The sequence below is a fragment of the Streptomyces sp. P17 genome (genome assembly GCF_032436805.1).
Lineage (GTDB): Bacteria > Actinomycetota > Actinomycetes > Streptomycetales > Streptomycetaceae > Streptomyces.
Genome location: NZ_JAVRBF010000030.1, coordinates 61240 through 84038, shown reverse-complemented (window position 1 = coordinate 84038; position 22799 = coordinate 61240). Strand labels below are relative to the sequence as shown.

Sequence of the window (22799 nt, the reverse complement as noted above, 5' to 3'; positions counted from 1 at the left end):
TGCCCTGGGGGTGGTTATGGGCAGGCAGCGCCCTGGCTCGCCGACGCTGGAGGAGGTCGCGGCCCTCGCCGGTGTCGGGCGCGGCACCGTCTCGCGGGTCATCAACAACGCGGCGGGCGTGAAGGATTCGACGCGCCGTGCCGTCGAGCGGGCCATCGCCGAACTGGGCTATGTGCCCAATCTGGCGGCCCGTTCCCTGGCCGGGCGGCGCGCGGACGCCGTGGCCCTGGCGATGACGGAGCGGGACTGGCGGCTGTTCGGGGAGCCGTTCTTCTCGGAGATCGTCCAGTCGGTCGGCGACGCCCTCGCCGACACCTCGGTGCAGCTGCTGCTCACCCTGGTCCGCACGGACGCCGAGCGGCGGCGGTTCGTCGAGTACGCCCGCGGCGGGCGGGTGGACGGGGTCCTGCTGATGTCCGTGCGTGCCGAGGACCGGCTGCCCGACATGCTCGCCGAGGCCGGACTGCCCACCGTGCTGCTCGGGCGTCGCTCGGGCGACGAGCACGTCACCTACGTGGACGCGGACAACGTCGGCGGCGCCCGCGGCGCGGTCGAGCACCTGCTGCGCGGTGGGCGCAGGAGGATCGCCACCGTCACCGGGCCGCTCGACATGTACGTCACCCAGTGCCGGCTGCGCGGCTACCGGGAAGCACTGGCCGCCGCGGGCCTCGATCCTCTGCCCTCGCTGGTCGTCGAGGGTGACTTCACCGAGGCCAGCGGGCGCCGGGCGACGGCCGAACTCCTCGACAAGCACCCGGACATGGACGCCGTCTTCGCCGCCTCGGACACCATGGCCGCCGGAGCGCTGGGCGTGCTGCGGGCCGCCGGCCGCCGGGTGCCCGAGGATGTCGCGGTGATCGGCTTCGACGACTTCCTGCTCGCCCAGCACACCGAACCCTCGCTGACGACGGTCCGTCAGCCGCTGGAGGAGATCGGCCGGACCATGGTGCGGCTGCTGCTGGAGGAGATGGAGCAGCCGGAAGTGGCCTGGCGCCATGTCATCCTGCGCACCCGGTTGGTGGTCCGCGACTCGGCCTGAACCCGCCTCCGCACGCGTCGGACGCTTTTCGGGAGCGCTCCCAAATCACGTTGCCCGCCCAGGGCGTTGCTGGGCCACCTCGTTGACCTGCTGCTTCGAAATCGCTTCGACGCATTCGCGCGCGCAGGGTTGTCAGGGACATGGGCGGACTTCTACAGTCCGGACCGAACCGGTGGGGTGGGAGCGCTCCCATCAGTGGGGAGTTGGGAGCGCTCCCGATCCGGCCCCCGATGTATCCGGAGCCACCTCCGAGAGAGGCACCCGCATGCGACCGTTACCGCACCGTCCCCGCACCGCCCGCGGCCTGTTCGCCGCGCTGCTCTCCGCTCTCGCCGCCGTCGCGGCCCTGGTCGTCGCGACACCGCCGGCCCAGGCCGACACCACGATCTGCGAGCAGTACGGCTCGACCGTCATCCAGGGGCGCTACGTCGTCCAGAACAACCGCTGGGGCACCAGCGCCCCCCAGTGCGTCACCGCCACCGACACCGGCTTCCGGGTCACCCAGGCCGACGGCTCGGTACCCACCAACGGCGCCCCGAAGTCGTACCCGTCGGTCTTCAACGGCTGCCACTACACGAACTGCTCGCCGGGCACCAACCTCCCCGCGCAGGTCAGCACCATCTCCAGCGCGCCCAGCAGCATCTCCTACGGCTATGTCTCGGGCGCCGTGTACAACGCCTCGTACGACATCTGGCTGGACCCGACGCCCCGCACCGACGGCGTCAACCGGACCGAGATCATGATCTGGTTCAACCGGGTGGGCCCGATCCAGCCGATCGGCTCGCCGGTGGGCACCGCCACCGTCGGCGGCCGCACCTGGGAGGTGTGGACCGGCAGCAACGGTTCCAACGACGTGATCTCCTTCGTCGCCCCCTCGGCGATCAGCAGCTGGAGCTTCGATGTCATGGACTTCGTCGACCAGGCCGTCGCCCGGGGACTGGCGCAGAGCACCTGGTATCTGACGAGCGTCCAGGCCGGGTTCGAGCCGTGGCAGAACGGCGCCGGGCTCGCGGTGAACTCCTTCTCCTCCACCGTCAACACCGGCGGCGGTGACCCGGGTGGCCCCGGTGACCCGGCGACGGTCTGCCAGGTGAACTACGCGACCAACGTCTGGCAGGGCGGCTTCACCGCCAACGTCACCGTCAAGAACGCCGGTTCCCGTGCCGTCGACAACTGGAAGCTCGGCTTCACCCTGCCCTCCGGGCAGCGCGTCACCAACTCCTGGAACACCACCCTGTCCGGCTCCTCGGGCGCGGTCACGGCGAGCCCCGTGGCACACAACGCGCAGATCGCCCCCGGCGGCAGCCAGACCTTCGGCTTCCAGGGCACCTACAGCGGCACGTTCGCGCAGCCGCCCGGGTTCAGCCTGAACGGAACCGCCTGCGCCAGCGCGTGACCCGGCCGGTGCCCCGGCACCGGCTCCCTCCGGGGCCCGCCCCGCTTCCCGCACCGACGGGGCGGGCCCCCTCCCCTTCGCCCCTCCGGCCCGCACCCGGAAAGGCACACCGCCCATGAGCCCGAGCCGCACCCTGTCCACCCGCCGCCCCACGATCGTCGCCGCGCTGTGCGCCGCGACCCTCGCCCTGACCGGACTGGCCGCCGCCCCGCCCGTCTCGTCCGCCCCGCGCGCCGACGTCCCGACGGCCGTCGCGGCCCTCCCGTACCAGGACCCCTCCTTGCCGGTGCCCGAGCGGGTCGACGACCTGCTCTCCCGGATGACGCTCGACGACAAGCTCGGCCAGATGACGCAGATCGAGAAGGACGCGCTCGCCCCGCAGTCCGACCTCGCCGCCTACCGCATCGGCTCGGTGCTCTCCGGCGGCGACTCGACGGTCAGCCCCAACAACGCCCGGACCTGGGCCGACACCTACGACTCCCTCCAGCGCACCGCCCTCGGTACACCGCTCGGCATCCCGATGATCTACGGCATCGACGCGGTGCACGGCCACAACGCGGTGCGCGGTGCCACGCTCTTCCCGCACAACATCGGCCTCGGCGCCACCCGTGACCCGGCGCTGGTGCAGCGCGTCGGACGCGCGGTGGCCGAGGAGGTGGCCGGCACCGGCATCGACTGGTCCTTCGCGCCCTGTCTGTGCGTGGCCCGCAACGACCGGTGGGGCCGCACCTACGAGTCGTTCGGGGAAAAGCCCGAACTGCCCGCCTCCATGGCCACGTTCGTCACCGGCATGCAGGGCCAGACCCTGGGCGGCGACCCGGCCTCGGTGCTCGCCACCGCCAAGCACTACCTCGGCGACGGCGGCACCACCGGCGGCGTCGACCAGGGCAACACCGAACTGTCGGAGACCGAGCTGCGCGCGATCCATCTGCCGCCCTTCCAGGAGGCGGTACGGCGGGGCGTGGGCTCGGTGATGCTCTCGTACAGCAGCTGGAACGGCGTGAAATCGCACGCCCACAAGTACCTGGTCACCGATGTGCTCAAGGGCGAGCTGGGCTTCACCGGCTTCGTCGTCTCCGACTGGGCCGCGGTCGACCAGCTCGACGGGCAGAGCGGCTTCACCGGGGCCGAGATCACCACGGTCGTCAACGCCGGTGTCGACATGGTGATGGTCCCGCACGACTACAAGAAGTTCCTCACCCTGCTGCGCGGTGAGGTGACCGCCGGGCGGATCGCCCAGGCGCGCGTCGACGACGCCAACCGCCGCATCCTGACGAAGAAGTTCCAGCTCGGCCTCTTCGAACGGCCGCTCACCGACCGCTCGTTGACACCGGGCGTCGGCTCCGCCGAGCACCGGGCGCTCGCCCGGCAGGCCGTACGGCAGTCACAGGTGCTGCTGAAGAACGACGGCGGTGTCCTGCCGCTGGCGAAGAACGCCAAGCTGTTCGTGGCCGGCAAGTCCGCCGACGACATCGGCAACCAGAGCGGCGGCTGGACCCTGGGCTGGCAGGGCCGCAGCGGCCCGGTCACCGAGGGCACCACGATCCTCCAGGGCATCCGAGCCGCCGCGACCGACCCGTCCCGGATCACCTACGACCGCTACGGCAACGGCATCGACGGCAGCTACACGGCCGCGGTGGCGGTCGTCGGGGAGACGCCGTACGCCGAGATGCACGGCGACCGGCCCGGGGGCATGGGCCTGGACCAGGAGGACCTGCAGACCCTCGCCCGGCTGAAGGCGAGCGGGGTGCCCGTCGTGGTGGTCCTGGTCTCCGGGCGGCCACTCGACTGGGTCAAGCCGCCGGGGGAGTCCGACGGGGCCAGCAAGGACATCCCCAACCAGGAGGGCAAGCGCGCGGACCCGATGTGCGACCCGGACTACACCGCGCCCAACGCCGGGAACAACAAGACCGGGGCACTGCCCGGCGCACCGCTGGCCGGGCACTGGTTCCACAACCAGGTCTCGATGCTGGTGCGCAACGCCTACCCCGCGGTGCCGACGGGCGGCACCGACCCGGGTGACACCACGGCCCCGACCGCGCCGACCGGACTGCGGGCCACGGCGAAGACCGCGAGCAGCGTCTCCCTCGCCTGGAGCGCGGCCACCGACAACGTGGGTGTGACCGGGTACGACGTGTACCGCGACGGCGCCAGGGTCACCGCCCAGCCGGTCAGCGGGACCACCTTCACGGACACCGGGCTGAGCGCCGCGACGGCCTACCGCTACACCGTCCGGGCCCGGGACGCCGCCGGGAACGTCTCCGCGGCCTCCGCCGCCCTGGGCGTCACCACCGAGACAGGCGGCGGCCCCGACCCGACGGGCGGTCTCAAGATCGCCTACAAGAACAACGACGCCTCGGCCACCGACAACGCCATCCGTCCCGGTCTGCGGATCACCAACACCGGCAGCGCCGCCCTCGCTCTGACCGAGGTGACCGCCCGCTACTACTTCACCCGGGACGGCGGCTCGCCCACCGTCAGCGCCTGGTGCGACTACGCCGCCGTCGGCTGCTCCAACGTCAAGCTCAGGGCCGTCCCGCTGAGCACGCCGGTCGCGGGCGCGGACGCCTATCTGGAGGTCGGCTTCTCGGCCGGCTCGCTCGCCGCCGGACGGGACACCGGTGACATCCAGCTCCGGATGGCCAAGTCCGACTGGTCCGCCTTCAACGAGGCCGACGACCACAGCCGCACCACCGCCACGTCGTACACCGACGCCCCGGCGATCCCCGGCTACCTCGGCACCGTACTGGCCTGGGGCGCGCCGCCCGCCTGATCCGCGTACCTCCCCCACACTCCCTCGCCCGCCCGGAGCGACTCCTTCCCCGGGCGGGCGGGGGCTCCACAGCGGACGGCTACGACGAACGACAGGAGGCACCATGGTTCGACGCAGAAACCGGCTTCTCTCCTGGGCGGCGGTGCTGGCCACCCTGCTCAGCGGGCTCGGCCTGGCCTTGCTCGGCCAGGGCAGCGCGCAGGCGCACGGCGTGGCGATGATGCCCGGATCGCGGACCTATCTCTGCTATCTGGACGCCAAGACCAGCACCGGCGCACTGGACCCCACGAACCCGGCGTGCAAGGCCGCGCTCGCCGAGAGCGGGGCGACGGCGCTCTACAACTGGTTCGCCGTGCTCGACTCCAACGCGGGCGGACGCGGCGCCGGTTATGTACCGGACGGCAAGCTGTGCAGCGCCGGTGACCGTTCCCCGTACAACTTCACCGGCTACAACGCCGCCCGTGCCGACTGGCCCCGGACGCATCTGACCTCCGGGAAGAGCATGCGCGTGCGGTACAGCAACTGGGCGGCGCACCCGGGCGACTTCCGGGTGTATCTGTCCAAGCCCGGTTACTCGCCCACCACCGAGCTGGGCTGGGACGACCTGGAGCTCATCCAGACGGTCACCAACCCCGCCCAGTCGGGCTCGCCGGGGAGCGAGTCCGGCCACTACTTCTGGGACCTGAACCTGCCCTCGGGCCGCTCGGGTGACGCGGTGCTGTTCATCCAGTGGGTGCGGTCGGACAGCCAGGAGAACTTCTTCTCCTGCTCCGACATCGTCTTCGACGGCGGCAACGGCGAGGTGACCGGCATCCGTGACTCGGGCGGCACCCCCACCCCGACGCCCACGCCCACCCCGACTCCCACCCCGACCCCGACCGGTCCGCAGACCGGCTGTATGGCCGTGTACTCGGTGACGAACTCCTGGAGCGGCGGCTTCCAGGGTTCCGTCGAGGTCATGAACCACAACACGGCAGCGCAGAACGGCTGGGCCGTGCGCTGGCAGCCGGGCGCCGGCACCAGGATCAGCAGTGTGTGGAACGGCGCGCTCAGTACCGGATCCGACGGCACGGTCACAGTCAGGAACATGGACTACAACCGGACCATCGCCCCGGACGGCAGCGTCACCTTCGGCTTCACCGCCACCTCCACGGGCAACGACCTCCCGGTCGGCTCGATCGGCTGCGTCACCCCGTAACGGGCCTCGCGTCCCGGCAGCGCCGGCTCCCGTATCGCTGGGGGCCGGCGTCGTCGTGTCAGCCGGCGGGGGAGTCGAGCGCGTCGGCGTGGCCGTTGACCGGCTGCGGGGTGCCCGTGAGGTCCAGCACGAACAGGGGGACGCCGAGGGCGTCAGCCCGGGTGCGGGCCTGCGGGGCGTACCCGGCGAGGGAGAAGTAGGCGCAGCCGGACGACTCCGTCATGGCGGTGAGCCACAGGCACTCCACGTCCCGGACGGAGGCCGGACGCACGGTCGGGTCGACCTGGGCCAGCAGCCCGTGGGCGGCGAGGCCGATGCCGGACGGCGGCTGCTGGTCGGCGCGGCGGATGTCCCGGTAGCCGAGCCGGCGCAGATACAGCGCGGCGGCCGTGACCGCGTCCCGCGCGGTGCGGATCGTGACGGGCTGGAAGGCGGGCCGGTGCCGGGAGCGGGTCGCGCTGGTCCCGTCGGCGCCGGGTTGGGAGAGCGTGCCCGCCACCGGGATCCGCACCACCGTTCCGCACGGGCACCCGAGCTCCGGCTGCGGCCACTGGCTCTTGCGTCCGCAGGAGGCGCACCGCAGGGTGACCCATTCCTCGGCCCAGACGCGATGTATGACGGCCGACGGTGTGCCGCGCAGGTCCAGCCGCGGTGCTACGGGGGCACCGCAGACGCACGGATAGGACGGAGCCGCGTACTGGTGCTCACGTCTGCAGGCCGGGCAGCACACCGCCACGCTCTGGGGCATGTCCCCCATGGTGCTGCAGCGGGCCCCCGCTTGTCCGTCTCTTGACGGGCTTCGTCCCCCCACTTACATTGCTTCCAGATAGTAGAAAATACTTTCCGCAATACGGAAGAGCTTAACCGCGGGGCGCGACGGGGATGCGAATCCGACAGCCGAAGCAGGAGTACTCGATGGCTCGAATGACCGCTGCCCGAGCGGCAGTTGAGATCCTCAAGCGCGAGGGCGTCAGCAACGCGTTCGGTGTGCCGGGCGCGGCGATCAACCCGTTCTACGCGGCGCTCAAGGCGTCCGGTGGCATCCAGCACATCCTCGCCCGGCATGTCGAGGGTGCCTCGCACATGGCCGAGGGCTACACCCGTACCCACCCGGGCAACATCGGCGTGTGCATCGGTACCTCGGGCCCGGCCGGCACCGACATGATCACCGGGCTGTACTCGGCCATCGGTGACTCGATCCCGATCCTGTGCATCACCGGACAGGCTCCGACCGCCGTGATCCACAAAGAGGACTTCCAGGCCGTCGACATCGCCTCGATCGCCAAGCCGGTCACGAAAATGGCGGTGACCGTCCTGGAGGCCGCGCAGGTCCCCGGCGTGTTCCAGCAGGCCTTCCACTTGATGCGCTCCGGCCGTCCCGGGCCGGTCCTGATCGACCTGCCGATCGACGTCCAGCTCACCGAGATCGAGTTCGATCCGGAGACGTACGAGCCGCTGCCGGTCTACAAGCCGGCCGCGTCCCGCGCCCAGATCGAGAAGGCGATCGGGATGCTGAACGCCTCCGAGCGGCCGCTGATCGTCGCGGGCGGCGGTGTCATCAACGCCGACGCGGCCGAACTGCTCGTCGAGTTCGCCGAGCTGACCGGCACCCCCGTCGTCCCGACCCTGATGGGCTGGGGCGTCCTGCCCGACGACCACGAGCTGAACGCCGGCATGGTGGGCCTGCAGACCTCGCACCGCTACGGCAACGCGACCTTCCTGGAGTCCGACTTCGTCCTCGGCATCGGCAACCGCTGGGCCAACCGCCACACCGGCAAGCTGGACGTCTACACGGCCGGGCGGACGTTCGTCCACGTCGACGTCGAGCCCACCCAGATCGGCAAGATCTTCGCCCCGGACTACGGCATCGCCTCCGACGCCAAGGCCGCCCTGGAGCTCTTCGTCGAGGTGGCACGGGAGGTGAAGGCGGCCGGCAAGCTGCCCGACCGCTCGGCGTGGGCCGCGTCCGCGCAGGAGAAGAAGGCGACCCTCCAGCGCCGTACGCACTTCGACGACATCCCGATCAAGCCGCAGCGCGTCTACGAGGAGATGAACAAGGCCTTCGGCCCGGAGACCCGGTACGTCTCCACCATCGGCCTCTCGCAGATCGCCGGCGCCCAGATGCTGCATGTCTTCAAGCCGCGGCACTGGATCAACTGCGGCCAGGCCGGCCCGCTCGGCTGGACGATCCCGGCCGCGCTGGGCGTGGCGAAGGCCGACCCGGAGGCGTCCGTGGTCGCGCTCTCCGGCGACTACGACTTCCAGTTCATGATCGAGGAGCTGGCGGTCGGGGCGCAGCACAGGATCCCGTACGTCCATGTCCTGGTGAACAACTCCTACCTGGGGCTGATCCGCCAGGCGCAGCGGGCCTTCGACATCGACTTCCAGGTCAAGCTGGAGTTCGAGAACATCAACTCGCCCGAGCTGGGCGTCTACGGCGTCGACCACGTCAAGGTCGCCGAGGGCCTCGGCTGCAAGGCGATCCGGGTCACCGACCCGGCCGAGCTCGGCGCCGCCTTCGAGCAGGCCAAGAAGCTCGCCGCCGAGTTCCAGGTGCCGGTCGTCGTCGAGGCGATCCTGGAGCGCGTCACCAACATCTCGATGTCGACCACCAACGACATCAGCAATGTCGTGGAGTTCGAGGAGATCGCGACCGAGCCCGGCCATGCGCCGACGTCGATCAAGACGCTGAAGGTCTGATCCGCCGGATCCGCCGGACAGTCAGGGGCAGCCCACCCGCGAGGTGGGCTGCCCCTCTTCGTCGTGCCCGGCTTGAGGCCCGCCGCACACCCCCGTATCGGTGGGCCTCAAGCCGCCCCCGTTGCCCGGGCCGCCCGGACACCCCTGACCGGTCCCCGACCCGCCGAGGCCCGCTGCCCCCGTGCCGGCGGGCCTCGTGTTCCGAGAATGTGCCCGCGCCCGGGGGGAGTTGAAGCCCCCGGGCGCGGGTTCAGAGGTTGATTTGAGGGTTGCGTAGCCGGACTACGGACGGCGGCGTAGGCGGTTCACGTCCCGTGTGTCTCGTGGTGCTCCGAGAGACCCGGCCACTCGTCGGGGCCGCCGCCCTGCCATTCGATGAGGTCGCTCTCCGCGACATCGGTGACGTACAGGTCGGCCAGTCGCAGGAACTCCGCGACGTCGTCGACATGCGAGGCGATGCCCAGCGTCTCGTCCCCCGCGGTGACCCGCCGGGAGCCGTCCAGGGCCGGGGAGTGGACCACGATGTGCGGTTGCTGCGTCGGTTGTGCCATGTCTTCAGGCTCCTGCGTGAGGGCCTGTCTGACAAATCCCCGTCATCCGCCCGTAGGGCGGGCCGGGCGGCGGCGATGGGGGTGCCCCCGCGCGAGCGTGTTCGAGCGTGGGGGAGCGTGCGATCGCAAGGCGCCGGAGGGCCCTCGTGGCGGAGCGACGTGGGCGGTTCGGCAACGCGGCTGGGGTCCCCCCCTCTGGGGGAGTGCGTGCCAGGCGTCGCCGGGCAGGCGGGGATTTGTCAGACAGGCCCTCAGGGCGGTTCCGCACCCCGGGAACGCCGCGAAGCGCCGGATACGGGACCGTCCGTATCCGGCGCTTCGCGGGGCCTCTACCGGGACCGCGGCGGTCGCGACGGAGCCTGAAGCGCCCTTCCCTCAGGTCGAGAAGGGGGCTCGGGTCCTTCACCACCGCACTGGCTCGCACACCGCCGCGGTCCTCACCCCGGCCCGCGCCCGACGCTGATCGACCACCCCTCATCCGGGTCTCTCAGCAAGGCGGACGCGGCCAGGGAGCCTTCTCAGTCCTCGCGCAGGGCGCGGACCGCCTCCTCCACGCGCTTGCCGTACTCGGGGTCGGCGGCGTGGAAGTGGGCCAGGTTCTTCTCGATCACGTCGTCGCGGGAGACCTGGGACAGACCGCCGGCGATGTTCGCGATCAGCCGGGACTTCTCCTCGGCGGACATCAGCCGGTACAGCTCGCCGGCCTGGAAGAAGTCGTCGTCCTTGGTGTGCTGCGGCGCCTCGTGGGTGCCGGTGTACCCGGTCACCGCCAGTGGGGCGGACAGCGGGCGGCCGGTCTCGGCCGGGCCGTCGTAGGAGTTCGGCTCGTAGTTCTTGGCGTACCGGCCCTGCGAGTTGGACGCCATGAGGCCGTCGCGGCCGTAGTTCTGCGCGGTCGTCGCCTTCGGGGCGTTCACCGCGAGCTGGGTGTGGTTGACGCCCAGGCGGTAGCGGTGCGCGTCCGCGTAGGCGAACAGACGGCCCTGGAGCATCTTGTCGGGGGAGGGGCCGATGCCCGGAACGAAGTTGTTCGGGGAGAACGCGGCCTGCTCGACCTCGGCGAAGACGTTGTCGGGGTTGCGGTCCAGGACCAGGCGGCCCACACGCTGCAGCGGGTAGTCCTTGTGCGGCCACACCTTGGTCAGGTCAAACGGGTTGAAGCGGTAGTCGGCCGCCTCGGCCGCCGGCATCACCTGGACGTAGAGGGTCCAGGACGGGTTGACGCCCCGCTCGATGGCCTGGAGCAGATCCGTCTGGTGCGAGTTGGGATCCTTGCCCGCCTGCTCCGCGGCCTGCTCGGAGGACAGGCAGCGGATGCCCTGGTTGGTCTTGAAGTGGTACTTGACGAAGAAGGCCTCGCCCTCGGCGTTCGTCCACTGGTAGGTGTGCGAGCCGTAGCCGTTCATATGGCGGTACGACGCCGGGATGCCGCGGTCGCCCATCAACCAGGTCACCTGGTGGGTGGCCTCGGGGGCGTGCGCCCAGAAGTCCCAGACGTTGTCCGGCTCCTGCTTGCCGGTGAACGGGTCGCGCTTCTGCGAGTGGATGAAGTCCGGGAACTTGATCGGGTCCTTGATGAAGAACACCGGGGTGTTGTTCCCGACGAGGTCGTAATTGCCCTCTTCCGTATAGAACTTGACCGCGAAGCCCCGGGGGTCACGGACCGCGTCCGCGCCGCCGAGGCTGTCGGCCACGGTCGAGAAGCGCAGGAAGACCTCGGTGCGCTTGCCGACGGTGTTCAGGAAGTCGGCGTGGGTGAAGCCGGTGACGTCGTCGGTCACCTCGAAGTAGCCGTACGCGCCGCTGCCACGGGCGTGCACCACGCGCTCCGGGATGCGCTCACGGTTGAACCGGGCGAGCTTCTCCAGGAGGTGCTGGTCCTGGAGGAGGAGCGGACCGCCGACGCCGGCGGAGGCGGAGTTCTGGTTGTCGGCGACCGGGGCGCCGGACTCGGTGGTGAGCACGCGCTTCGACATCGTGGACCTTCCGTGCGGGTGTCAGCGGAAAACTGTTTCCGCTTTGTGGAGCCTAAGAGGGGGCGAACTGGGCGTCAACAGTTTGTTGAAGATACTCAACGTCTTGTTGCAGTGGATTCCGGGCGGCGCCGCCGCTTGGGCGCGACAGGACAGGTGTCAGCGGCGGCGCCGCCCGGAGGTCTCGGGGGGCGTCAGACCTGCGCGCCGGAGAGGCGCTCGACCGCGCGCAGCAGCGCCGAGTGGTCCAGGCCGCCGTCGCCCTGCGCACGCAGGGACGCGACGAGCTGGGCGACCACGGCACCGACGGGCAGGGCCGCGCCGACATTGCGGGCGGCGTCGGTGACGATGCCCATGTCCTTGTGGTGCAGATCGATACGGAAGCCCGGCTTGAAGTCGCGCTGGAGGAAGTTGTCCTTCTTGCGCGTCAGCACGGTGGAGCCGGCCAGGCCGCCGTTGAGGACGTCCAGCGCGGCCTTCAGGTCCACTCCCGACTTCTCCAGGAAGACCACGGCCTCGGCGCACGCCTGGATGTTCACGGCGACGATCAGCTGGTTGGCGGCCTTCACGGTCTGGCCCGAGCCGTGCGGACCGCACAGCACGATGGTCTTGCCGAGGGCCTCCAGCGCCGGCTTGGCCTCGTCGAAGTCGGCCTGCTCGCCACCGACCATGATCGACAGTACGGCCTCGATGGCACCGGCCTCACCGCCGGACACCGGGGCGTCCAGGACGCGGATGCCCTTGTCCTTGGCGGCCTTCGCCAGGTCGACGGAGGTCTGCGGGGTGATGGAGGACATGTCGACCAGCAGGGCGCCGGACTTCGCGTTCTCCAGGATGCCGTCCGGGCCGTAGGCGATGGCCTCGACCTGCGGGGAGGCGGGCACCATCGTGATGACGATGTCGGCGTCCTTCACGGCCTCGGCGATGGAGGCGGCGGCGGTGCCCCCGGCCTTCGCCAGCCGCTCCAGCTTGTCCTGCTCCAGCGTGAACCCGGTGACTTCGTAACCGGCCTTGATCAGGTTCTCGGACATGGGGGAGCCCATGATGCCGAGGCCGATCCAGGCGATCTTGGGGAGGGTGTTGCTCATGGTGGGGTGCCTTTCGGTCAGGGGGGTCAGCGGGACAGCCAGTCGAATGCCTCGGCGCTCGGGCGGTCGCCCGGCTTGTACTCAAGGCCGACCCAGCCGTCGTAACCCGCCTTCTTCAGCTGGTCGAGGAGGTCTTCGAGGGGCAGCGAGCCCGTGCCCGGGGCGCCGCGGCCGGGGTTGTCGGCGATCTGCACATGGCCGGTCTTCGCGGCGTACCGCTCGATCACCGCCGGCAGGTCCTCGCCGTTCATCGACAGGTGGTAGAGGTCCATGAGGAACTTCGCGTTGCCCAGGCCCGTCGCGTCGTTGACCTTGTCGACGATGCCGACCGCGGCCGGCGCCGACACCAGCGGGTACCGCGGCGACTCGGGCCGGTTCAGCGCCTCGATCAGCAGGATCGCGCCGATCCGGTCGGCGGCCCGGGCCGCGAGGACGAGGTTCTCCAGCGCCAGCGCGTCCTGCTCGGCCGGGTCCACGCCCTCGACGCGGTTGCCGTAGAGCGCGTTGAGCGCCTTGCAGCCGAGGGACCGCGCGAAGTCGGCGGCCACGTCGATGTTGGCGCGGAACCGCTCCGACTCCTCGCCCGGCACCGACAGGGCGCCGCGGTCCGGGCCCGGAAGCTGTCCCGCGTAGAAGTTCAGGCCCGTGAGCTGGACGCCCGCGTCCTCGATCGCCTTCTTCAGGGCGTCGAGCTCGGACTGCTCGGGGGTCGGGGAGTCGATCCAGGGCCACCACAGCTCGACCGCGGTGAAGCCGGCCGCGGCGGCTGCCGCGGGGCGCTCCAGGAGCGGGAGTTCCGTGAAGAGGATCGACAGGTTGACGTTGAAGCGCTGCTCTGCGGCTGTGCTCAATCCAAAACCTGGCATCGGGGCCGGCGCTCCCTTCCGTTCGATCGATCGAGATTCCGTATTACGGAAGTTCGTTTCTGCTTAATGGAAGATTGCCTGTGGGCTGCGGCGGCTGTCAAGACCGACCGACAAAAAAGCGCCCCCGCGCGGGGGACGCGGGGGCGCTCGGGGGAGGGGCGGCTCAGAGGGCGTCGACGGCGCTCACCTTCCAGCCCTCGGACGTGCGGGTCATCGTCATCCGCACCCGGTTCAGGTCCACCCGGGCGCCGGTGACCCGGCTGCTCCGGGTCACCTGGTTGACGAAGAGCAGGACCACGGCCTTGTCCGCCGAGGCCGACACGACCGAGGCGGCAGGCGTGCCGCCTCCGGCCGGCTCCGCGACCGTCGCCTTCACCACCCCCTCGTACTTCCTCGCCGTCGGCCCGACCACGGCCCGCGTGGTCCTGCCGTACTCGTCGCGGAACGTCCCGGTGAGGTGGGCGCGCGCCGCGGCGAAGTCCCGGTCGAGGCGCCGGTGGTCGTACGAGAGCACCACGGGCGCCGCCTTCCGCGCGGCCGCGAGGGCCTGCGCGCGTGCCCGCTCGGCCCGCACACCGTCCCGGTAGTCCATGCCGAGCACGGCGACGGCGACCAGTCCCGCCACCACCAGCACGCACAGGACCGCGGTGAGCAGCCCCCTGCGGGAGCCCCGTACGGCCGCCGCCGGGGAGTCCTCCTCGAAGTCCTCCGGCGCCGGCTCCGGCGGATCGTCCCAGCCCTCCGGGGGCTCGATGACCACGGTGCGTCCGGCGAGCGGCCTCGTCTCGGCCACGGCGGCCGCCGGGTCCCGCTCCGTGCGTTCCGCGCGCTTGGCCGCGGCGCGGGCCGCCGCCGTCATCGTGCGCCGGGCCGGGGAACCGGAGCCGAGGGCCCGGGTGGTGGTCTTCGCCACGGTATTGCTCCTCACTGGGCGATACGGCAGGGGATCAGCCGACGAACTCGACATCGGAGGTCAGCCAGCGGCCGCCCTCGTGGACGAGGTCGAGCTGCAGCCGGTAGGTGCGTGCCTCCCCCTGGGGCACGGCCGTGTTGGTCACCTTGCTGTCGGCGACCACGAGCACGCGGGCCGAGCGCTCGTCGGAGCGGACGATGCCCGCCTCGAGGACCTGGCCCTCGGAGACCGATCTGTTCCGGCCGACGAGATCGGTCAGCTGCTCGGTCTGCGCGGCGAACTCCTTCTTGAAGTCGCCGGTGGCGCCCTTGAGCACGTTGGCGCTGTCGCGGTCGTAGCGCCGGTAGTCGAGCGAGGTGAAGTTCAGCGCCGACTGCCGGGCCGCCGCCAGGATGTCCTGCCGGCGCTGTTCCGCCTCACGCTGGTCGTACAGCCGGCTGCTCAGCCAGAGCGCCGACGCGGTGCACAGGACGGTCGCCACGACGAGCCCCGCCGACAGGGCCCGGGAGCTCCGGGCTCGGGCGATCAGGCCCCGGGTCGCGCGGACCACGAGCCCGCTCATGCCATCGGTCCGACGAGCAGCCATTGCCACGACTCCTTTCCGAAGACGGTCTGCTGGCCGCCCGTCGAGCCGATCTCGACGGGCGTTCCGTCCGGGCCGGCGAGCGCGCCGGTCTCCGGGTCGTACGGCGTGACGTACGCCGCCTGGTCGGCCCCGCCGCCGGAGGAGGCGCCGGGGGCGTTCTGCGCGCCGCGCACCGAGGTGCCACTGCCCCGGGGGGCGGTGCAGCGCGCGTCGGTGTTCGCCTCCCGGGTGCTGGTGTCCGCCGGGTCGCGGCGGGCCGTGCCGTAGCCCCGGGTGCAGGGCGGCGGGTCGTCGGCGTTCAGCACCAGACCGAAGTGGGTGGTGCCGTCGCCGGGGATCACGGTGTAACTGCCCGAGACCACCACCGGGAAGGTGACCAGGGCCTGCTCCACGCCGGGCAGCCGCGCGAGCGTGACCTGCCCGCCGCTGATCAGGTTGGCGAGCAGCACCGAGAGCCGTGGCTCGACCGACTTCAGCAGCGAGTTGAGCTCGACGGCGGCCGGTCGCGCGTTGCCGATGAGCTTGCGCAGGTCTCCGTCGCTCGACTTCAACTCCGCGGTGAGCAGGGCGAGATCGCGTGAGAACGCCTTGATGGACGACCCCTGGTCGGCCTGCGTCCTGAGCACCCTTCGCGAGTCCTCGATCAGCGAGATCGTCTCGGGCAGCGACTCGGACGCCGACTCGACGAGCGCGTTGCCCGAGTCGATCAGCTTGCTCAGATGCGGTCCGGTGCCGGAGAAGGCCTTGCCGAGCTCGTCGACGGTGACGCGCAGGTCGTCCTTGCCGACCGAGTTCACCAGCCGGTCGAGGCTGAGGACCAGGTCGGTCGTGGGCAGCGGCACGCGCGTGCGGTCCCGGGGGATCGTGCTGCCCTGAAGCAGGTACGGGCCGTGGGAGGCGCGCGGCTGGAGGTCGACGTACTGCTCGCCCACCGCCGATCGGTTGGCCACCACGGCGAGGGTGTCCGCCGGGATACGCGGCGCCCCGTCCTCGATGTCGAGGGAGACGGAGACCCCGCCCGCGCCGGTCAGCGTCAGCGCGCCGACCCGTCCCACGGGCACCCCGCGGTAGGTGACCTCGGCGCCCTCGAAGATGCCGCCGGAGTCCGCGAAGTCGGCGCGCACGGTGTAGCCGCGGCCGAGGACAGCGTCCACCAGGCCCGTGTACTCGGCGCCGACATAGGACACCCCGACGGCGGTGACGGTGGCGAAGGCGAGCAGTTGGGCCTTGACCGTACGTGTGATCACGGCTGTATCCCCTTCAGCATCAGCTCCGCGAGCGCGAGGTCGATCCCCGCGGGGAGGTCCTGGGGGATGCCGTGGGCGGCGGTGCACACCGGCGGGCACAGCAGGTCGCCGCCGGACGGTGCGGAGGGGGTGGCGGGGGTGTCGGGCGTGGCGGGCAGACCGGGCGTCGGCACGCTCGGCAGCTCGGGGACGTCCGGGGCATCGGGAGGATCCGGAAGGCCGGGTGACTTCGGGGTGCCGCCGTCGTCCTTCGGCTCCTCCGCCAGGTTGCCGTAGAGGCTCGACAGATCGAGGTCCGCGGTGACGGCGAGGTTGACGTAGTCGCCCTTGATGGCGTCGACCGCGTTGCGCGGGAAGGGGTAGGTGGTCAGCAGTTCCAGGGAGTTGGGCAGATCGTCGCCCGCCTTGTTCAGCTGCCGCAGGATCGGCCGCAGTCGCTTCAGGTTGGCGACCGTGTCGTCCCGGGACGCCTTGACGACCTTCGTGCCGGTCCTGCCCAGCTTGGACAGGGCGGTGAGCATCCTCGTCAGGTCACGCCGCTGGTCCGCGAGGACCTTGAGGGCGGGCGGCATCGTCTCGACGGCCTTGGCGATCGTCTTCTTCTCCTTTCCGAGCCGCCCCGCGAACCGGTCGACGGCCTTGATCGCGCGGACGATGTCCTCGCGCTGGTCGTCCAGGCCGCCGAGGAAGGTGTCCAGCTCCTTGAGCAGGGACTTGACCCGGCTCTCGCGGCCGTCCAGGGCCTTGTTGAGCTCCACGGTGATCGTCTTGAGCTGGGCCACCCCGCCGCCGTTGAGCAGCGCGGACAGGGCGGAGAACACCTCCTCGATCTCCGGGTCACGGCCGCTGCGGCTCAACGGGATGCGGTCGCCGTCGCCGAGCCGGCCCACGGGATCGGTGCCGGGCGGGGCGGACAGCGCCACGTACTTCTCGCCGAGCATGCTGGTCTGCCTCAGCTCGGCGACCGCGTTGGCGGGCAGCTTCACCGAGTCGGCGACCCGCAGCCGTACGCGCGCGTGCCAACCGTCCAGCTCGACCTTCTCGACCGCGCCCACGGTCACGTTGTCGGCCTTCACGGCCGACTGCGGCACCAGATCGAGGACATCGCGGAACTCGACGGTGACGCGGTACGCGTCGCCGTCCGAGGCCGCTCCTCCCGGCAGCCCGACGTCGTACCAGCCGTTGAACTCGCAGCCGGACAGCAGCAGCGAACCGACGGCCGCCCAGGCGAGCACACCTGCCTTGCGGATCATGCGCGGCCCTCCAGGATTCCGCCGAGGGTCCGGTCGACGGTGGCCGGCGCGGCGGGCGCGGTCGGTACCTCGGGCAGCGAGTCGAAGAGCCTCTCCAACTCCGCGCAGTCGGCCCTCTCGCCGGTGGTCTTCAGCACGGAGCACAGCAACGCGGCCGGATCCTGCGGTGTCTGCGCGTTGTTGCGGGTGTCGAGGGTGCCGGAGGAAGGGTTGTAGGCGTTCTGGAGATTCGACAGACCCGTGGGGGCGACCTCCAGCAGCTCTTCCAGGGCGGCGCGTTGGGTGACGAGCACCTTGGTCACCTTGCTGAGGCCCTTCACGTTCGAGGTCAGCGACTTCTTGTTCTTCTTCACGAACGCGGACACATCGCCGAGCGCGGTGCCGAGGTTGCGCAGCGCCGCCGCGAGATCCTCCCGCTCCCCGGCGAGCTGCTCGGCGACCTCGGCAAGGCTGGTGTTGAACGACCGCACGCTCTTGTCGTCCGCCGCCAGCGCCGCCGTGAACACCTGGAGGTTGCGCACCGTGCCGAACAGGTCCCCACGGCCGTCGGACAGCGTGGTGACCGCCTCCGAGAGGTCCTTCACGGTCTGGTGGATGTTCCCGCCCTGCCCCTCCAGGTTGTCCGCGCTCACCCCGAGCAGCCGGGACAGCGAGCCCTCCTTGTTGGCGCCCTCGGGGCCGAGCGCCTCGGCCGTGGTGCGCAGGCTGTCGAAGACCCGGTCCAGCTCGACCGGCACGGCCGTGCGCGACTCCGGGATCACGGCGCCGTCCCGGAGCACCGGACCGTTCCGGTACACGGGCAGCAACTGCACGTAACGGTCGCTGACCACCGACGAGTTGATGATCGCCGCCTGTGCGTCGGCCGGCACTCTGCGTCCCTCGTCGTACTCCAGCTCCACCCGCACCCGTCCGCCCTCCGGCGTGATCGCCTTCACCTCGCCGATGCGGACGCCGAGGACACGCACGTCCGAGCCGGGGTAGATGCCGACGGTGCGCGGGAAGTACGCGGTGACGCGCACCTTCTCGGGCCGCGGCCACAGCACGAAGGCGGCCGCGGCGACGAGGGTCAGGGTGAGGAGCAGGGCCAGCCGCCTCTTCATCGGGAGCCTCCCGTCCTGGGCACCACCGGGGCGGCGACCAGGTTCTGGACGTAGGAGTCGAACCAGCGGCCGTTGCCGAGGGTGTTGGAGAAGACACGGACGTAGGGGGCGAGCAGCTTGACGCTGCGGTCCAGGCTCGACTGGTTGCGTTCGAGCATCTCGACCACCTGGTTCAGGCCCTTGAGCGCGGGGCCCAGCTCCTTGGCGTTGTCCTCGACCAGCCCGGAGAGCTCGATACCGAGCGCGGCGGAGGTCTTGAGCAGCTTGTGGATGGCCTTGCGCCGCTTGGTGATCTCCTTGAACAGGTCGTCGCCGTCCTTGACCAGGGCGGTGAAGTCCTCGGTGCGCTCGGCCAGGACGCCGCTCACGCCGTTGGCGTGGTCGAGGAGTTCGCCCAGCGCCTTGTCCCGCGTGGCCACCGTCCGGGAGATCTTCGACAGGCCCTTGATGGACGCCCGTACCTCGGCGGGGGAGTCCTGGAAGGTGGTGGAGATGGTGTCCAGGGCCGTCGCCAGCCGGTCGGTGTCCACCTCCTCCGTGGTGGTCGTCAGATCGCTGAAGGCCTGCACGACGTCGTAGGCGGGGACGGTCCGCGTCAGCGGGATCTCGCTGCCGGCCTTCAACTGCCCGGGGCCCTTGGGGTGCAGCGCGAGGTACTTGGCGCCGAGGATCGTCTTGACCCGGATCGAGGCTCCGGTGGCGGTGCCGAACTCCGGCTCGCCCTTGATCTTGAAGGTGACCTTGACGTGGTCGCCGTCAAGGTCGACCTCCTCGACCTTGCCGACCTTCACCCCGGCGATCCGCACCTCGTCGCCGGGCTTGAGACCGCCCGCCTCCGCGAAGGCCGCGCTGTAGGTCTCGCCGTCGCCGATCACCGGAAGGGAGTCGGCGTTGAACGCGGCCACGGCCAGCAGCGCGAGGGTGGTCAGGCCGGCCGCGCCGATCACCACGGGGTTGCCCTCGCGGAAGGGAGGCAGGTGCGGGAGCCGGACGCGCGGCAGCCTCGGCGGGTCGATGCGCACCTTGACCAGCGGCTGGGGCCTGGGTTTCCTTCGCGGGATCATCCGGCGCACCTCGCCCTCGCCACCCGCATCTCGGGAGTGATGACCTCGCGCGTCTTCGGCAGCACGATCCGCCCGTCGAAGTCGCAGAGGTAGAAGTTGAACCACGAGCCGTAGGACGCCGTCCCCGTCAGCTCGTTGAGTTTGTTCGGCAGCCGCTTCAGCACGCCCTCCACGGTCTTCTCGTTGTCATTGAGGGTTCCGGTGAGATCGGTCAGCTCGGCGATGTCGTCCTTCAGCGGTGGACGCGCGTCCCGCACCAGACCCGAGGTCGCCTCCGTCAGGTCCCCGATGCTCACCAGCGACTCGCCGAACGGCTCGCGGTCGGCGGACAGCCCCGAGATCACCCGCCGCAACTGCTTGAGCAGCCCGGAGAAGCGGGCGCCGCGCTTGTCGAGCGTCTTCAGCACGGTGTTGAGGTTGTCGATGACGGAGCCGATCAGCTCGTCCCGGTCGGCCAGCGTCGTGGTGAGCGAAGCCGTGTGCGCGAGCAGGCTGTTGACGGTGCCGCCCTCGCCCTGAAGGGTCTTGATGATCTCGGTGGCGAGCTGGTTGACGTCCTTGGGGCTGAGCGCGGCGAACAGCGGCTTGAAGCCGTTCAGCAGCGCGTTCAGGTCCAGCGCGGGCTGCGTCCGCGACAGCGGGATCGTCGCGCCGGGCCGCAGCCGGGTGCCGTCGCCCGCGCCCTCGGTCAGGGCGACGTACCGCTGTCCGACGAGGTTGCGGTAGCGGACGACCGCGCCCGTGCCGGTGAGCAGCGGGCGGTCCTCGGTGACCGTGAAGGTGACCTCGGCGCGGGTCCGGTCCTTGATCCGGATGCCCTCGACCTCGCCGACCCGCACCCCGGCGACCCGGATGTCGTCGCCCTCCTCCAGGCCGGTGACATCGCTGAACACGGCGCGATAGGTGTGCGTGGGGGTGAAGGAGATATTGACGATGGTCGCCGCGAGCAGGGCCGTCGCCAGGATCGTCACCAGCGCGAAGAGGCTGAACTTGATGAGCGGGGCGGCGGTCCGCCGGGCTGCTGTTGTCTTCACGCGACGCTCACCGCCGTCCCACGGGCCATCGGCCCGAACAGCAACGTGGCGACCGGCGGCACCTCGTCGGCGGGCACCCCCAGCACGGGGGCCACGAGGGAGCCGACGGCACGTTGTTCGGCGCGAGTGCCGGACATCTCCGACGTACCGTCATCGAGCTTGGTGTGCGGGGCGGGCACGCTCGGGTGCGGCAGGCCGCGGCAGTCCGGCCCCGACCGCTCGCCGTAGTACGGCTCCTCACCGGGTTCGTACGCCGGCCGCTGCCGTACGACCTCCAGGGTGATCCGCATCCTCCCGCCCCGGAACGCCTCCTGAGAGGCCTTCTCCTGCCGGACCAGGCCTTCGAGGAGGCAGGGGTACTCCGGCGAGTAGCGGGCGAAGAGATCGAGCGTCGGACGGGAGACCCGGCCCAGGGTGATCAGCCGGTCACCGGTCCGGTCGAGGAAGCCGTCCGCCGTGTCCGCGGCGGTCGAGGTCGCGCCGAGCGCGGCGGCGAGCTGGTCCCGCTTCTCCACGAGCGTGCGGCTGGTGGTCAGCGTGTTACGCAGGATCCGCATCAGGTCGGGCGCCGCGTCGCCGTACACCTCGGCGACGTCCGCGAACCGCGCGATGTCCTCCTTCAGGGCCGGCAGATGCGGGTTGAGCTTGCGCAAGTAGGCCTCCACGCGCGTGAGGTTGGCGCCGATCCGGTCGCCGCGCCCTTCCAGGGCCGTGGCGAAGGCGGACAGCGTGGCGTTGAGCTCGCCGGGTCTGACGGTCCGCAGCAGCGGCAGCAGGTCGTTCATCAGCTGCTGGAGTTCGATGCCGACGCGGGTGCGGTCCTGGGTGATGACGTCTCCGGCGCGGATCGGCCGGGCGGAAGAGCGCGCGGGCACGACCAGATCGACGTACTTCTCGCCGAACAGCGTCTTGGGCAACAGCCGCGCGTGCACATCGGCGGGGATGGACGACACGTGCTCCGGCTTGAGCGCGATGTCGAGCGTCGCCTTCGTCCCGTCCGCACGCACCGAGCGCACCTCGCCGACCAGCAGCCCGCGCAGCTTGACGTCGGCCCGCCGGTCGAGCTGGTTGCCCAGGCTGTCGGCCTCCAGCGTGATCCGCACGACCGGCGTGAACGCCTGCCGGTAGACGGCGACGGACAGCGACAGCAGCAGGGCGAGTACGGCGATGAAGACGACACCGTACAACCGCAGCCTCACCACTCTCACCCGGCTCACCCCGCTATCCGTACGGTCGTGCTGGCGCCCCAGATCGCGAGCGACAGGAAGAAGTCGAGGACGTTGATCGCCACGATCGAGGTCCGCACGGCCCGGCCCACCGCGACGCCGACGCCCGCCGGACCGCCGCTCGCGTAGTAGCCGTGGAAGCAGTGCACCAGGATGATCACGACGGCGAAGACCAGCACCTTGCCGAAGGACCAGAGCACGTCGACCGGGGGCAGGTACTGCTGGAAGTAGTGGTCGTAGGTGCCCGCCGACTGCCCGTAGTAGCCGGTGGTGATGGTGCGGGCGGCGAAGTACCAGGACAGCAGCCCCACCACGTACAGCGGGATCACGGCGACGAACCCGGCGATCATCCGGGTCGTCACCAGGAACGGCAGCGAGGGCACGCCCATGACCTCCAGGGCGTCGGTCTCCTCGCTGATGCGCATCGCGCCGAGCTGCGCGGTGAACCCGGCGCCGACCGTCGCGGACAGCGCCAGCCCGGCCACCAGCGGGGCGATCTCCCGGGTGTTGAAGTACGCCGACAGGAACGCCACGAAGTTGGAGGTGCCGAGCTGGTTGAGCGCGGCGTAGCCCTGGAGACCCACCTCGGTGCCGGTGAAGAACGACAGGAAGGCGATGACGCCGACCGTGCCGCCCACGACGGCGAGCGCGCCCCGGCCGAAGCTGACCTCGGCGAGCAGCCGCAGGCTCTCCTTCTTGTAGCGGCGCACGGTGCGGCCGGTCCAGGCCAGCGAGCGGCCGTAGAAGGCGAGTTGAGCGCCCAGCGCTTCCAGACTCCTCAGCAGTGCCATG

General features: G+C 70.8%; 19 protein-coding genes. 5 read left to right on the top strand and 14 right to left on the bottom strand.

The features are described from left to right. Positions 1–16: 16 nt before the first annotated feature. From RMT89_RS20690 to RMT89_RS20675, 4 genes are all read left to right on the top strand, one after another. Positions 17–1039, top strand: coding sequence for a LacI family DNA-binding transcriptional regulator (locus tag RMT89_RS20690; RefSeq protein ID WP_315885224.1), 1023 nt, complete (start codon positions 17–19; stop codon positions 1037–1039). A 265-nt stretch (positions 1040–1304) separates the two neighbouring features. Next, entirely contained in the window at positions 1305–2435 is a 1131-nt protein-coding gene (locus tag RMT89_RS20685; RefSeq protein ID WP_315885223.1) for a GH12 family glycosyl hydrolase domain-containing protein, read from the top strand. 115 nt (positions 2436–2550) lie between these two features. Then, positions 2551–5208 (top strand): glycoside hydrolase family 3 N-terminal domain-containing protein, encoded by a 2658-nt coding sequence (locus RMT89_RS20680; protein WP_315885222.1) that lies wholly within the window; start codon positions 2551–2553, stop codon positions 5206–5208. A 103-nt stretch (positions 5209–5311) separates the two neighbouring features. Then, positions 5312–6406 (top strand): lytic polysaccharide monooxygenase, encoded by a 1095-nt coding sequence (locus tag RMT89_RS20675; RefSeq protein ID WP_315885221.1) that lies wholly within the window; start codon positions 5312–5314, stop codon positions 6404–6406. Between the two features lie 58 nt (positions 6407–6464). Here RMT89_RS20675 and RMT89_RS20670 read toward each other — a convergent pair whose 3' ends face one another. Next, a complete protein-coding gene (locus RMT89_RS20670; protein ID WP_315885220.1) occupies positions 6465–7163 on the bottom strand; it encodes a hypothetical protein in 699 nt (232 codons plus the stop codon). A gap of 158 nt (positions 7164–7321) precedes the next feature. On the opposite strand from RMT89_RS20670, the gene gcl reads away from it, so the two are divergent. Then, positions 7322–9106 (top strand): glyoxylate carboligase, encoded by a 1785-nt coding sequence (gene gcl, locus RMT89_RS20665; RefSeq protein ID WP_315885219.1) that lies wholly within the window; start codon positions 7322–7324, stop codon positions 9104–9106. Between the two features lie 305 nt (positions 9107–9411). Here the strand turns inward: gcl and RMT89_RS20660 are convergent, their stop codons facing one another. The 13 genes from RMT89_RS20660 to RMT89_RS20600 all read right to left on the bottom strand — a co-directional run bounded on the left by RMT89_RS20660 (position 9412) and on the right by RMT89_RS20600 (position 22798). Next, entirely contained in the window at positions 9412–9657 is a 246-nt protein-coding gene (locus RMT89_RS20660) for a hypothetical protein (protein WP_315885218.1), read from the bottom strand. Between the two features lie 518 nt (positions 9658–10175). Then, positions 10176–11633 (bottom strand): catalase, encoded by a 1458-nt coding sequence (locus RMT89_RS20655; protein WP_315885217.1) that lies wholly within the window; start codon positions 11631–11633, stop codon positions 10176–10178. Positions 11634–11824: 191 nt separating this feature from the next. Further along, positions 11825–12718: a 2-hydroxy-3-oxopropionate reductase gene (locus RMT89_RS20650; protein WP_315885216.1), complete on the bottom strand. Its 894-nt coding sequence runs from the start codon at positions 12716–12718 to the stop codon at positions 11825–11827. A gap of 26 nt (positions 12719–12744) precedes the next feature. Further along, positions 12745–13584 (bottom strand): TIM barrel protein, encoded by an 840-nt coding sequence (locus RMT89_RS20645; RefSeq protein ID WP_315885215.1) that lies wholly within the window; start codon positions 13582–13584, stop codon positions 12745–12747. 163 nt (positions 13585–13747) lie between these two features. Then, on the bottom strand, positions 13748–14497 hold the full coding sequence (locus tag RMT89_RS20640; RefSeq protein ID WP_315885214.1) for a hypothetical protein: 750 nt from the start codon (positions 14495–14497) through the stop codon (positions 13748–13750). Between the two features lie 34 nt (positions 14498–14531). Beyond that, positions 14532–15083: a hypothetical protein gene (locus RMT89_RS20635; RefSeq protein WP_399498445.1), complete on the bottom strand. Its 552-nt coding sequence runs from the start codon at positions 15081–15083 to the stop codon at positions 14532–14534. Beyond that, a complete protein-coding gene (locus RMT89_RS20630; protein WP_315885212.1) occupies positions 15056–16330 on the bottom strand; it encodes an MlaD family protein in 1275 nt (424 codons plus the stop codon). The genes RMT89_RS20635 and RMT89_RS20630 overlap by 28 nt, the downstream gene beginning before the upstream one ends. Next, positions 16327–17583 carry an MCE family protein gene (locus RMT89_RS20625; RefSeq protein ID WP_315885211.1) on the bottom strand — a complete coding sequence of 419 codons (1257 nt, stop codon included), beginning with the start codon at positions 17581–17583 and terminating at the stop codon, positions 16327–16329. Before RMT89_RS20625 ends, RMT89_RS20630 begins: the two co-directional genes overlap by 4 nt. Further along, positions 17580–18683 carry an MCE family protein gene (locus RMT89_RS20620; protein ID WP_315885210.1) on the bottom strand — a complete coding sequence of 368 codons (1104 nt, stop codon included), beginning with the start codon at positions 18681–18683 and terminating at the stop codon, positions 17580–17582. The genes RMT89_RS20625 and RMT89_RS20620 overlap by 4 nt, the downstream gene beginning before the upstream one ends. Continuing rightward, positions 18680–19747: an MCE family protein gene (locus RMT89_RS20615; protein ID WP_399498444.1), complete on the bottom strand. Its 1068-nt coding sequence runs from the start codon at positions 19745–19747 to the stop codon at positions 18680–18682. Before RMT89_RS20615 ends, RMT89_RS20620 begins: the two co-directional genes overlap by 4 nt. After that, positions 19744–20781, bottom strand: a complete 1038-nt coding sequence (locus tag RMT89_RS20610) for an MlaD family protein (protein WP_315885209.1) — start codon at positions 20779–20781, stop codon at positions 19744–19746. Before RMT89_RS20610 ends, RMT89_RS20615 begins: the two co-directional genes overlap by 4 nt. Further along, the gene (locus tag RMT89_RS20605) at positions 20778–21998 is read right to left on the bottom strand and encodes an MCE family protein (protein WP_399498443.1); all 1221 of its coding nucleotides are present in this window, start codon (positions 21996–21998) and stop codon (positions 20778–20780) included. The genes RMT89_RS20610 and RMT89_RS20605 overlap by 4 nt, the downstream gene beginning before the upstream one ends. After that, positions 21995–22798: an ABC transporter permease gene (locus tag RMT89_RS20600; RefSeq protein ID WP_315885208.1), complete on the bottom strand. Its 804-nt coding sequence runs from the start codon at positions 22796–22798 to the stop codon at positions 21995–21997. The genes RMT89_RS20605 and RMT89_RS20600 overlap by 4 nt, the downstream gene beginning before the upstream one ends. Position 22799: the final 1 nt, after the last annotated feature.